Origin of the sequence: Cupriavidus oxalaticus, from assembly GCF_004768545.1 — a bacterium.
GTDB classification, from domain to species: Bacteria; Pseudomonadota; Gammaproteobacteria; order Burkholderiales; family Burkholderiaceae; genus Cupriavidus; species Cupriavidus oxalaticus_A.
Window position 1 is genome coordinate 3,549,274 of sequence record NZ_CP038635.1, and the last position, 13,433, is coordinate 3,562,706.

The window sequence follows — 13,433 nt, forward strand, 5'->3', positions numbered from 1 at the left end:
CGCGGTGGTGCCGGTATGGCGCCCTGGGCGGCGTATTTTTCTGGGCGCGGCCTGGCAGTGCCGCGCCCTCCTTGGTATGCGCGCCGGGGCAGGATCGCCGCCACCGGTGCGCGCTTCGACAAGACGCGTCGTCCGAGAATGCCTCAGCCGATCGTCATCAAACTTGCATTGCCGCCCGCGGCAGCGGTGTTGACCGACAGTGAGCGCTCGATCAGCAGGCGGTCGAGCGCGACGGTCGGCTCGCCCTGCGCCAGCCCCTGCACGCCGATGATCGGCCCCGGGCGCGCCGCCACCTGCTCGCACACCGTGCGCAGCTGGTCGGAGTCGCCGTGGTGCAGCACCGCGTCGATGGCGATGTCCGCGGCGGTCCAGTCAGCCACCATGCGGACGCGCGATTGTACGCCCTTAGGCAGGCGCGCAAACAGCCCCCGCGCAACGGGGGTTTCCGGCCATACGGCGCGCGCGCCGACGGTCAGCACGGCGCCCAGCTGCAGCGCCAGGTCGGCCTCCTGCGCGGCCAGGCACAGCACGTGTTCGCGCGGCAGCAGCGTGTAGGTGTTGCGCTCGCCGGTGGGGCCGGCCAGGGTCACCGCCAGGCCCGACGGCGATGCCTCGGCAAATCGCGCGCAGGCGTCGGCGACCGCGGGCAGCTCGGTGCCGGCCCAGTTGCGGAAGGCTTCGGCGGCGCGCACGGCTTCATCGTCCGGGCCGACCGCCTCGGCGTGGTTGGTCACGTCGGCCGCGCGTACGCTGCGTGCCACCGCGTCCTGCGGACACACGGACAGCAGCCGGTGCAGGTACAGCGGGCCGCCCGCCTTGGGACCGGTGCCCGACAGCGCCTCGCCGCCGAACGGCTGCACGCCGACCACGGCACCGACGATATTGCGGTTCACGTACAGGTTGCCCACATGGGCGCGGCTGACGATAAACGAGATGGTCTCGTCGATGCGGGTATGGATGCCCAGCGTCAGGCCGTAGTTGGTGCCGTTGATCTGGCTGACCATGGTGTCGAGCGCCGCGCGCGGGAAGCGCACCACGTGCAGCACCGGGCCGAACACCTCGCGCTTCAGTTCCTCGATGCTGTCCAGCTCGATCAGCGTCGGCGGCACGAAGGTGCCGTTGCGGCAGCTGGCGCCCTGCGCGGCATTGGGATCGGCCTGGTGGACGCGGCGGCCCTTGGCACGCATGGCGTCGATATGGCGCACGATGTTGGCGCGCGCCTCTTCGTCGATCACCGGGCCGACGTCGGTCGACAGGCGATCCGGGTTGGCCATGGTCAGTTCCTGCATCGCGCCCTTGAGCATTTCCAGCACGCGGTCGGCCACGTCCTCCTGCAGGCACAGCACGCGCAGCGCCGAGCAGCGCTGGCCGGCCGAGTCGAAGGCCGAGTTGACCACGTCTCCGACCACCTGCTCGGCCAGCGCCGAGGAGTCGACGATCATCGCGTTCTGGCCGCCGGTCTCGGCGATCAGCGGGATCGGGCGGCCGGCGGCGTCGAGACGGCCGGCGACATTGCGTTGCAGGATGCGTGCGACCTCGGTCGAGCCGGTGAACATCACGCCCTTGACGCGGGCATCGCCCACCAGCGCGGCGCCGACGGTCTCGCCGCGGCCCGGCAGCAGCTGCACCGCGCCGGCCGGCACGCCGGCCTCGCGCAGCAGCTTCACCGCGGCGGCGGCGATCAGCGGGGTCTGCTCGGCGGGCTTGGCCAGCACCGGGTTGCCTGCGGCCAGCGCCGCGGCGACCTGGCCGGTGAAGATCGCCAGCGGAAAGTTCCACGGGCTGATGCACACCACCGGGCCCAGCGGGCGGTGAGTCTCGTTGTCAAAGCCGCGGCGGATCTCGGCGGCGTAGTAGCGCAGGAAGTCCACCGCCTCGCGCACTTCGGCGATGGCGTTGGAGAAGGTCTTGCCGGCCTCGCGCATGATGATGCCCATCAGCGACTGCATCTGCGCTTCCATCAGGTCGGCGGCGCGCTCCAGCGCGGCGGCGCGCACGTCCGGCGGCGTCGCCTGCCAGATCGGCGCGGCATTGACGGCTGCCTGCAGCGCGGCGTCGACGTCGGCCTGGCTGGCTTCGGTGACCTGGCCGACCACGTCGCGGTGGTCGGCGGGGTTCAGCACGGGCGTGGTGATGGCGTCGGCCGCGCGCGGCACCTCCGCGCCCAGCATCGGCTCGGCAACCTGGCGCTCACTGGTGCCCGCCAGCAGCGCCGACGACAGCGACGCCAGCCGGTGTTCGTTGGCCAGGTCGATGCCGGCCGAGTTGGGACGGCTCTTGCCGTACAGCGTACGCGGCGACGGGATGCGCGGATGCGGCAGGCCCAGCGTACCTTCGTCACGGTGCATGGCCTCGACCACGGCAACCGGATCGGCCACCAGCTCGTCCAGCGAGATGGTGTCGTCGGCGATGCGGTTTACGAACGAGGTGTTGGCGCCGTTCTCCAGCAGGCGGCGCACCAGGTAGGCCAGCAGCGTCTCATGCGTGCCGACCGGCGCGTATATCCGGCATGGGCGGTTGAACTTGCCGTCGGCGGTCGGGCCGACCACCTGGTCGTACAGCGGCTCGCCCATGCCGTGCAGGCACTGGAACTCGTACTGGCCGGGGTAGTAGCTGTGGCCGGCGATCTGGTAGATGGCCGACAGCGTGTGCGCGTTGTGCGTCGCGAACTGTGGATAGATCGCGTCCGGCACCGACAGCAGCTTGCGCGCGCAGGCGACATACGACACATCGGTGTAGACCTTGCGCGTGTAGACCGGGTAGCCCTCCAGTCCTTCCACCTGGCCGCGCTTGATCTCGCTGTCCCAGTAGGCGCCCTTGACCAGGCGGATCATCAGGCGGTGGCGGCTGCGGCGGGCCAGGTCGATCAGGTAGTCGATCACGAACGGGCAGCGCTTCTGGTAGCCCTGCACCACGAAGCCGATGCCGTTCCAGCCGGCCAGCTCGGGCTCGAAGCACAGGCGTTCGAGCAGGTCGAGCGAGATCTCCAGCCGGTCGGCTTCCTCGGCATCGATATTGATGCCGATGTCGTACTGGCGGGCCAGCAGCGTCAGCGACTTCAGGCGCTCGTACAGCTCGCCGATCACGCGCTCGTGCTGGGCGCGGCTGTAGCGCGGATGCAGCGCCGACAGCTTGATCGAGATGCCCGGGCCTTCATAGATGCCACGACCGCGCGAAGCCTGGCCGATGGCATGGATGGCCTGCTCGTACGAAGCCAGGTAGCGCGCGGCATCGTCCTCGGTCATGGCCGCTTCCCCTAGCATGTCGTAGGAGTAGCGGAACCCCTGCGCCTCGTACTTGCGCGCGTTGGCGAGCGCCTCGGAAATGGTCTCGCCGGTGACGAACTGCTCGCCCATCAGGCGCATCGCCATGTCCACGCCCTTGCGGATCAGCGGCTCGCCGCCCTTGCCGATGATGCGCGTGAGCGCCTTGGTCAGGCCCGATTCGGTATGCGTGGCGACCAGCTTGCCGGTCAGCAGCAGGCCCCATGTGGCGGCGTTGACGAACAGCGACGGGCTCTGGCCCAGGTGCGACTGCCAGTTGGCGCCGCTGATCTTGTCGCGGATCAGCGCATCGCGGGTGGCCTTGTCGGGAATGCGCAGCAGCGCCTCGGCCAGGCACATCAGCGCCACGCCCTCCTGCGACGACAGCGAGAATTCCTGGATCAGGCCCTGCACCAAGCCTTCGCGGCCAGTTCCAACCTTCTGTTCGCGCAGCGCGGTGGCCAGCTTCTTGGCCATCTTGATGGCTGCCTCGGCCTGCTGCTGCGGCAGGCGTGCCTGCTCCAGCAGCACCGGCACGCAGTCGGTCTCGGGACGACGGTAGGCTGAGGTGATGGCGGCACGCAGCACCGACTGGGGCTGGATGCTCTGCGCGAATTCCAGGAACGGCTGCGGCGCGCCGTCGGCGGCGACCAGGTCGGGGGCGTCGGAACCATCGGAGTCGGCCGAGCCGGCGGCGCTGGTCTCGTGCGGCAGGTGCCCGCGCTCGACCTGCTCCAGGTAAGTGAAGATGGCCTGCTTGATCAGCCAGTGCGGCGTGCGGTCGATGGATTGGGCGACACGCTTGAGGCGATCGCGCGAGGCGTCGTCGAGCTTGACGCCGAGAGTGGTGGTGGCCATGCGGGCAGTTCTCCGAAAACTGGGGCGCCGCCGGTACCGCCGCGCCGATGCCGCAGGCATGGACGCACGACCGGCCGCAGCCTGTGAGCTGGCGCGATCTTACTCCCGAAAAACCTCAAGGTGCAACCTTGTGCAACCCTAGCGTTAACCCTGAAAAATGGGTTGCACCTGCGCAGCCCGCCGCTGTTGCTTCAAATCCGGAGCGGGTCGATTTCCAGCTGCCAGCGCACCCCTTTCACCTCCGTTCCTACCTCTGCGAAAGTCTGTACCCACTCAGCCATGAACCGTTGCAGCGCCGGCCTTGATGTCGCCTCGACCAGCATCTGGGCGCGCTCGCGGTTGGCGATGCGCACCATCGACATGGGCACCGGGTCGTGCAGTTGCACCTCGGCCGCCAACCGGCACGAATCGGCGTGCCGCCGCGCTGCCTGCAGGAACTGCAGCGCCCGCTCCAGCTCGCCGTGCTCCGCGGTGACCAGCACCTGGAAGCAGAACGGGGGCAACCCGGCCTGGCGCCGCTCTCGCAACTGGCTGGCCGCGAATCCATCATAGTCATGGCGCGTCAGCGCCTGCAATGCCGGGGTATCCGGGTAGCGGGTCTGGATCAGCACCTCGCCCGGCAGCCCGGCGCGCCCGGCGCGCCCCGCCACCTGCATCAGCGACGCGAACAGGTGCTCGGCGGCGCGGAAATCGTGGCTGAACATGGCGGCGTCCGGGTGCACGATGCCGACCAGCGTCACGCGCTGGAAGTCATGGCCCTTCGCGACCATCTGGGTGCCCACCAGGATGTCGACTTCGCCGGCGTGGACTTCATCGAACATCGCCTGCGCGCTGCCCTTGCGCCGGGTCGAGTCGGCGTCGATGCGGGCGATGCGCGCCTGCGGGAAGCGTGCCGCCAGCGCTTCCTCGATGCGCTGGGTGCCGCGGCCGAGCGGCGCAATATCGACATTGCCGCAATCCGGGCAGTGGTGCGGCACCGGGGCCTCCAGCCCGCAGTGGTGGCAGCGCAGGCGCCGCTCGGGCCGGTGCAGCACCAGGTACGCCGAGCAGCGCGGGCAGCCGGACAACCAGCCGCAGCTGTCGCAGGCAATCACCGGCGCGTAGCCGCGGCGATTCAGGAACAGCAGGCTCTGCTCGCCGCGCGCCAGGCGGGCGTCGATCGCTTCCAGCAGCGGCACCGACAGGCCTTCGAACAGCGCGCGCTGGCGCTGCCGCTCATGGTTCAGGTCGACCAGCCGCACGGTTGGCAACGCGGCATCCGCCTGGGCGCGCTCGCGCAGCACCAGCTTGCGGTAAGTGCCCTGCCCCGCCCGCCACCAGGTTTCCATCGACGGCGTGGCCGAACCCAGCACGACGGCGATGCCGCGCTGCTTGGCCCGCCACACCGCCAGGTCGCGAGCCGAGTAGCGCAGCCCTTCCTGCTGCTTGTAGGAGGTATCGTGCTCCTCATCGACCACGATCAGTGCCAGTGCCGGCAGCGACGCCATCACGGCCATGCGCGTGCCCAGCACGATCCGGGCCTCGCCGCGATGCGCGGCCAGCCACTGCAGGCTGCGCTCCTGGTCGGCCAGGCCGCTGTGCAGCACCGCCAGCGGCAGGTGCGGGAAACGCGCGGCGATGCGCATCTGCAACTGCGGTGTCAGGTTGATCTCTGGAACCAGCATCAGCACCTGGGAGTGCGGGTCGCGCTCCAGCACGGCCTGCATGGCGTGCAGGTAGACCTCGGTCTTGCCGCTGCCGGTAACGCCGTGCAGCAGGAACGGGGAGAAACCCTGCGCTTCGGCGATCGCCTGTACCGCGGCGCGCTGCTCGTCATGCAAGGCAGGGGCCGCGGACGGCGCCTGCATCGGCGCGGTCGGCAGCAGCAGCCGCGCGGTGCGATCGGCTTCGACCCAGCCGGCGGCCTGCCATTCGGCCAGCCGGGCCGGTGCCGCCGCGCACAGCGCGCGCGCATCGGCCAGCGCCATTGGCGTGCCGACGGCCGCGCGTTCGGCGAGCGCCTGAGCCAGCGCCCGCACGCTGCGGGCGCGCGGCGGCACGGCGGCCAGCAAGTTATCCACATGCCCGGGCAGCAGGCGATATTCGTCGGTGCGGGCACGCTGTGCCAGGCCCGGCCAACTGTCGGCTTCACGCAACGCCGGCGGCAGCGCAGGGAGCATGACCTCGCCCAGGCGGCGCTGGTAATATCGCGCCGCAAACGCGGCCAGCGCGATCCAGTCGGGCGGCAACGGCGGCATCCAGTCCAGGCGCTGCGCCACCGGGCGCAGCCGGTCGGGCGGCACATCGGAGGTGGCAGCGCGCTCCACGGCTACGCCAACCAGGCTGCGACGGCCAAATGGCACCACGACGAGGTCGCCGGTCGCGACCTCGGGCGTCGCCAGGTAGTCGAAGCAATCGTCGGCGGGTGTATCCAGCGCGACACGGACGATCGGCAGGGCGATGGCCGGGTCGCCCCGCAATATGGCGTTGGCGCCGCTATCGTCCGCCATCGGACCCGACCTGGTGCACGCCAGTCGCACGATCGCTGTGCTTTGGGCGGCAGCACGGCGGCCGCAGGCGTTTTTGTGTGCGGCGCAACATCAACTTAAAGTAAAACTTCAAATGTGGCCCTAAGTCGATGATAGATGACTGGTTTTCCACTAATTCCATCGCCCCTGTGGATAACTTTGTTGAAAAGTCGCTCGGGAGCGCCCGGAAGGCCCGGAAATCAAGGGATCCACTGGCATCGGCCCACGCTTTGCAAATCTTCCAAAGCCTTAAAAATCAAGACCTTGCAAACATCCCCCGGATAGGTTAAGGCATTACCCTCCCTTGCACTGCGGCAAACCTATCGGTGTGCATAAGTCAAGCCCCGAGAATCAACTCCGAGCACCTTTTTGGCGAATGCTGGCGAAAAAGTTAACTTGACAGGCGTAACGGCGCGGCTCCCGCATCACCGGGTACGCGCCGGCGCGTTTCGCTGCAGCGCGGGGCGCCGCGAGCCCAATGGCCGCGGCGTATATCACGCGGGTCACTTCTGCGCGGCGCGCAGCTTGCGGCTGTAGGCATGCACTTCGTCGACCAGCACGGTGACATGCTCGGGCGGCGTGAACTGCGAGATGCCGTGGCCGAGGTTGAACACGTGGCCATCGCTGCCGCCGCCCGCGGCGTAGCTGTCCAGCACGCCACGCACCTGCTCGCGGATCGCCGCTTCGGGCGCGAACAGCACGGTGGGGTCGATATTGCCCTGCAGGGCCACGCGCCCGCCGGTACGGCGGCGCGCCTCGGCCAGGTTGACGGTCCAGTCCAGCCCGATCGCGTCGGCACCGGTATCGGCCAGCGCTTCCAGCCACAGTCCGCCGCCCTTGGTAAAGACGATCGCCGGCACCTGCTCGCCGGCGTGCTCGCGCTTCAGTCCGGCAAGCACGCGGCGCATATAGGCCAGCGAGAACGCCTGGTACATGCCGTCGGCGAGCACGCCGCCCCAGGTGTCGAAGATCATCACGGCCTGCGCGCCCGCGTCGATCTGGGCGTTCAGGTATGCAGAGACGGCCTGCGCGTTGATTTCGAGGATGCGGTGCATCAGGTCCGGGCGGCCATACATCATCGCCTTGACCGTGCGGAAGTCGTCCGAGCCGCCGCCTTCGACCATGTAGCACGCCAGCGTCCACGGGCTGCCCGAGAAGCCGATCAGCGGCACGCGCTGGCGGCCGTCCTGCACCAGCGCGCGGCGGATCTCGCTGACCGCGTCGAACACGTATTGCAACGAGGACATGTCGGGTACGGCCAGCTTCTGCACGTCGGCTTCGGAGCGCAGCGGATGCGCGAAGCGCGGGCCTTCGCCCTGGGCGAACGAGAGGCCGAGGCCCATGGCATCGGGCACGGTCAGGATGTCGGAGAACAGGATGGCCGCGTCCAGCGGATAGCGGTCCAACGGCTGCAGGGTCACCTCGGTGGCGTAGGCCGGGTTCTTGGCCAGCCCGAGGAAGCTGCCGGCGCGCGCGCGCGTGGCGTTGTACTCGGGCAGGTAGCGGCCTGCCTGGCGCATCAGCCACAGCGGCGTGTATTCGGTGGGCTGGCGGCGCAGCGCGCGCAGGAAGGTATCGTTCTGCAGTGCGGTCATGGTCATCCTCGTAAGACCGCCATTCTAAGGGATGGGCGAGGCGTGCCGGCGCTTCAGGGTATGGGCCCGATGCGCTGCGGCCACGCTCAGGCGTCGTCGAGCAGGTCGCGGAAGGCATCGGCGGCACGCCGCATCCATTCGCGCGCACGCTGGGCTTCCGGCTGCAGCCGCGCGAAGCCATGGACCATGCCACTGGCCTCGATGGTGATCACCGCGGCGTCGTGGCGCACCAGGAAGTCGGCGTAGGCCAGACCATCGTCGCGCAACACGTCGTGGGCCGCGACCACGATCACCGTCGCGGGCGGCCGAACCGGCGCTGCGGCCATCAGGTGCACGCGCGGGTCGGCATGCGCCGCTCCTTCCGCAAGAGCCCCGGCGCCGATGAACTGGGTCCAGAACCATGCCATTTCGTCGCGCGTCAGGCCGGGACCGTCGGCAAAGGCCCGATAGCTTTCCGTGGCCAGTACCGGCGCCGCGACGGGGTAGATCAGCAGTTGGGCGTCGACCCGCACCGCGTTGCCGCCGTTAAGCTGCTGTGCGGCCTGCGCCGCCAGATGGCCACCCGCGCTGTCGCCGGCCAGCGCCAGGAAGGCTGGTGCCAGGCCCAGCGCCTCGCGCTGGCCCGCCAGCCACGCCACCGCTTCCATGGCGTCTTCGCAAGGCGCGGGGAATGGATGCTCGGGCGCCAGCCGGTAGTCGACGCTGACCACCGCGCAACCGGTATCCGCGGCGAGCAATGCCGCCACGGTATGGTGGGTCTGGGGCGAGCCGATGACCCAGCCGCCCCCATGGAAGTACACGATCAGCCGCGGCCGGGCCTCGCCTTGCGGCTGGAACAGGCGCGCGTCAAGGGTGCGGCCCGCCAGCGGGATCTGCAGGTCCCGCACGGCGATGCCCTCGGGGTCCGGCAGCTGCGAAGCCGCGGCGATCTCGGCGAAGCGGGTACGGCGCGCGGCGGCGTCGGCAGGCACGGGCGCGCCGGCATAGCGCTCGGCCAGGCGGCGATAGTAGGCGGTCAGTTCGGGATCGATGGCCATGGTTGCGAGGGCTTGTAAAAACGAAAACGGGCCAGTGCCGGCGCGGCTGAGCGCAACTTGGGCAACCTAGCGCGGCGCCAGTGCGCGCGTCAATTCGATCTTGCTGCAGCAGTCCTGGACCGCCAGCAGTCCCGCGGCGGTGGCGCGGCGCACGGCTTCATCGTTGACGATGCCAAGCTGCAGCCAGACCCCGCGCGCGCCGATGGCGATGGCGTCATCGACCACCGCGGGGGTATCCTCGGCACGGCGGAAGATGTCGACCCACTCGATGCGCACGCCGCTGGCGGCCATCGCCTCGGCGGCCTGCTGCAGACTGGCGTGACAGGTTTCGCCAAGGATGCGCTCGCCGGCGTGGCGTGGATTCACCGGCACGATACGGAAGCCGTGACCCTGCAGGAATTCCGCCACCTCATTGCTGGGGCGCTCCAGCCGGTCCGACAGGCCGACCACGGCCACGGTCTTCATCGCCAGCATGGCATGTATCGCTGGCTGCATCTCTGGGTGCATTGCGGCTCCGGCTGTGAAACTGTGAATAACTGCGGGATAAGTCTTGGGATAACGGCTGAACAACTGCAGGATAACCGGGGATAACTGTCCGGCTTCCGTCGGCCCGAGGCGGGCCAGCGCTGGGGACGTATCAAATCGTAACCGCGAATCGCCACATGGACATGGTGCGAGAGCGAACACGAAAAACAAGCCGGGAATGATACGCTATCGGCACGTTACAACGGCAAACGTGGTCGTAACTTGCACAAAAGTGGCGCGCACGGCGGGTATTGGTGCCAGCGGCTTTCAACTTCTTGCAAAACGATACATTTTGTTACTGCCATGCCGGGGAGTTTCCCCCACAATGCATTGACACACCCGCTGTCCGGGGTGCGGCGCCCCAGCAAAGATTGCTGTGCAGACCTAAAGGGGCGTGGTGAAGAAAGCCTTTTTGTAGCGTTTCTTGCAGCAACCCGATTTTCCGATCCAGCAAAATTGCCGCTGGACCGGAACACCAGGAAGACCGTTTTAGCGCGTGGCCTTTGCAGCCTGTTGCGGATACCAGGTATCCGATGCGCCTTGATTGTCACCTGGACCGAACCCGTTCCTTCGAATTGACCCCTCGAAGGGATTTTCCCGTCCGCGCGGAGCCTCCCCGGCCCGCGCGCTTTTTTTTGTCCAGGCAGGACGAAAGCATATCGCTGTGCCCACAAAAAAGGCAGCCTCGCGGCTGCCTTTTTTAAATGTCGCATCGAAAAAACAACAACGCGACAGTACTACCGAAGCAGTTACTTCTTACGACGCAGGCGGGCAATGGCAGCCAGCTGCGCAGCCGCCACGGCGAGCTCGCTCTGGGCACGTGCCAGGTCGAGGTCGCTGCTCCGGTTCTGCATCAGCTCTTCGGCCGCGCGCTTGGCTTCCTGGGCCTTGGCTTCGTCCAGGTCGCCACCGCGGATAGCGGTGTCGGCCAGCACGGTGACGTGCTTGGGCTGCACTTCGAGAATGCCGCCGGCAACGAACACGAACTCTTCGCTGCCGTCTTCCTTCTCGATGCGCACCGCACCCGGCTGGATGCGCGTGATCAGCGGCGTGTGGCCCGGCAGGATGCCCAGCTCACCCGACTCGCCCGGCAGCGCCACGAACTTCGCCTGGCCGGAGAAGATCGACGCTTCCGCGCTGACGACGTCTACAAGAATGGTTGCCATATCTGATCCTTTCTCCAATCGCTTCGCTTCTGGCGGCTGCACCGCTTGGCGCGATGCCCCGCCGCCCCCGCAGGCGCGGGGGCATCGAAACAAGGCTTACTGGAGCTTCTTGGCCTTCTCGAAGGCTTCGTCGATCGAGCCGACCATGTAGAACGCCTGCTCGGGCAGGTGATCGCACTCGCCGTCCACCAGCATCTTGAAACCACGGATGGTTTCCTTCAGCGGCACGTACTTGCCCGGCGAACCCGTGAACACTTCGGCCACGTGGAACGGCTGCGACAGGAAACGCTGGATCTTGCGCGCGCGGTTCACGGCCATCTTGTCTTCCGGCGACAGTTCGTCCATGCCCAGAATCGCGATGATGTCGCGCAGTTCCTTGTAGCGCTGCAGGGTCTGCTGCACGGCGCGCGCGACGCTGTAGTGCTCCTGGCCCACAACCTGCGGGTCCATCTGGCGCGAGGTCGAGTCGAGCGGATCGACGGCGGGGTAGATACCGAGAGCGGCGATGTCACGCGACAGCACCAGGGTCGAGTCCAGGTGCAGGAAGGTGGTTGCCGGCGACGGGTCGGTCAAGTCATCCGCAGGCACGTACACGGCCTGGATCGAGGTGATCGAGCCAGTCTTGGTCGAGGTGATGCGCTCCTGCAGCTTGCCCATTTCTTCAGCCAGCGTCGGCTGGTAGCCCACGGCGGAAGGCATACGGCCCAGCAGTGCCGACACTTCGGTACCGGCCAGCGTGTAGCGGTAGATGTTGTCGACGAAGAACAGGATGTCGCGGCCCTCGTCGCGGAACTTCTCGGCCATGGTCAGGCCCGAAAGTGCCACGCGCAGACGGTTGCCCGGCGGCTCGTTCATCTGGCCGAACACCATGGCCACCTTGTCGAGCACGTTGGATTCCTTCATTTCGTGGTAGAAGTCGTTCCCTTCACGGGTACGCTCGCCCACGCCGGCGAACACCGACAGACCGCTGTGCTGCTTGGCGATGTTGTTGATGAGCTCCATCATGTTGACGGTCTTGCCCACGCCAGCACCACCGAACAGGCCCACCTTGCCGCCCTTTGCGAACGGGCAGATCAGGTCGATCACCTTGATGCCGGTTTCGAGCAGGTCGGTCGAAGGCGACAGTTCGTCGAACTTCGGTGCCTTCTGGTGAATCGCGCGGCGCTCGTCCGAAGCGATCGGGCCAGCTTCGTCAATGGGGCGACCCAGCACGTCCATGATGCGGCCCAGGGTACCCTGACCCACCGGCACCGAGATCGGCGCTTCGGTGTTCTTCACCGGCATGCCGCGGCGCAGGCCGTCCGACGAACCGAGGGCAATGGTACGCACCACGCCATCGCCCAGCTGCTGCTGGACTTCGAACGTCAGGCCCTTTTCGGCGAACGACGTTTCGCCGCTGTCTTCCAGCACCAGCGCGTCGTACACCTTCGGCATCGCGTCGCGCGGGAACTCGATGTCCACCACGGCGCCGATGCACTGCACAATATTTCCGATACTCATTTCGTATCTCCGATAGCTTGAATTCTTGACGCCTCAGACCGCTGCCGCGCCGCTGACGATCTCCGACAGTTCCTTGGTGATCGCTGCCTGCCGGGTCTTGTTGTAGTCCAGCTGCAGTTCGCCGATCACGTTCTTCGCGTTGTCGGATGCTGCCTTCATGGCCACCATGCGCGCCGACTGCTCGGACGCCATGTTCTCGGCCACGGCCTGGTACACCAGCGCCTCGACGTAGCGGACCAACAGCTCTTCCACCACGGTCTGCGCGTCAGGCTCGTAGATGTAGTCCCACGAGTAGGCGCGCTTCTCTTCTTCCGTCTGCGAAAGCTTGTCGGCGGCGAGCGGCAAAAGCTGCTCAACCATCGGTTCCTGCTTCATCGTGTTGATGAACTTGGTGTACGCCAGGTACACCGCGTCGACTTCACCGTTGGTGAATGCGTCGAGCTGGACCTTGATCGCGCCGATCAGCTTTTCCAGGTGCGGGGTGTCGCCGAGCTGCACCACATTCGAGGCCACCTTGGCGCCGATGCGGCTCAGGAATTGCATGCCCTTGCTGCCGATGGCAGTGGCTTGCACATCCACGCCTCGACCCTGCAGGCTCTTCAGCTCGTTGGTCACCGCACGCAGCACGTTCGTGTTCAGGCCGCCGCACAGCCCCTTGTCGGTCGTGACCACGATCATGCCGACGCGCTTCACTTCGCGCTCTTGCATGAACGGGTGCTTGAACTCGGGGTTGGCAGAAGCCAGGTGCGCCGCGATGTTGCGCACTTTCTCGGCATAGGGGCGGGCATTGCGCATCCGTTCCTGCGCCTTGCGCATCTTGGATGCGGCGACCATTTCCATCGCCTTGGTGATCTTGCGCGTGTTTTGCACGCTCTTGATCTTGGTTCGAATTTCTTTCGTTCCGGCCATATCTTCCTCTCCGTCCGAGTCCCTGCCGCGCCTGACTACTCAGGCGCGGCAGGGATGTCGTGGAATCACGCGG

8 protein-coding genes are annotated in these 13,433 nt (G+C 67.3%); all 8 read right to left on the reverse strand.

Annotated features, from left to right (window positions below; genetic code table 11):
- Positions 1-143 precede the first annotated feature (143 nt).
- Entirely contained in the window at positions 144-4,121 is a 3,978-nt protein-coding gene (putA, locus tag E0W60_RS27320; RefSeq protein ID WP_133097843.1) for a trifunctional transcriptional regulator/proline dehydrogenase/L-glutamate gamma-semialdehyde dehydrogenase, read from the reverse strand.
- A 191-nt stretch (positions 4,122-4,312) separates the two neighbouring features.
- Complete coding sequence (locus tag E0W60_RS27325) at positions 4,313-6,610, reverse strand: primosomal protein N' (RefSeq protein ID WP_135706135.1); 2,298 nt, start codon at positions 6,608-6,610, stop codon at positions 4,313-4,315.
- 521 nt (positions 6,611-7,131) lie between these two features.
- Entirely contained in the window at positions 7,132-8,229 is a 1,098-nt protein-coding gene (gene hemE / locus E0W60_RS27330; RefSeq protein ID WP_135706136.1) for a uroporphyrinogen decarboxylase, read from the reverse strand.
- A gap of 80 nt (positions 8,230-8,309) precedes the next feature.
- Positions 8,310-9,260, reverse strand: coding sequence for an alpha/beta hydrolase (locus E0W60_RS27335; RefSeq protein WP_135706137.1), 951 nt, complete (start codon positions 9,258-9,260; stop codon positions 8,310-8,312).
- 66 nt (positions 9,261-9,326) lie between these two features.
- Positions 9,327-9,767, reverse strand: a complete 441-nt coding sequence (locus tag E0W60_RS27340) for a CoA-binding protein (RefSeq protein WP_135706138.1) — start codon at positions 9,765-9,767, stop codon at positions 9,327-9,329.
- A 767-nt stretch (positions 9,768-10,534) separates the two neighbouring features.
- Positions 10,535-10,951, reverse strand: coding sequence for a F0F1 ATP synthase subunit epsilon (locus E0W60_RS27345; RefSeq protein WP_135706139.1), 417 nt, complete (start codon positions 10,949-10,951; stop codon positions 10,535-10,537).
- Positions 10,952-11,047: 96 nt separating this feature from the next.
- On the reverse strand, positions 11,048-12,451 hold the full coding sequence (gene atpD / locus E0W60_RS27350) for a F0F1 ATP synthase subunit beta (RefSeq protein ID WP_135706140.1): 1,404 nt from the start codon (positions 12,449-12,451) through the stop codon (positions 11,048-11,050).
- A gap of 33 nt (positions 12,452-12,484) precedes the next feature.
- Entirely contained in the window at positions 12,485-13,360 is an 876-nt protein-coding gene (gene atpG / locus E0W60_RS27355; protein WP_133097849.1) for a F0F1 ATP synthase subunit gamma, read from the reverse strand.
- Between the last annotated feature and the right edge of the window lie 73 nt (positions 13,361-13,433).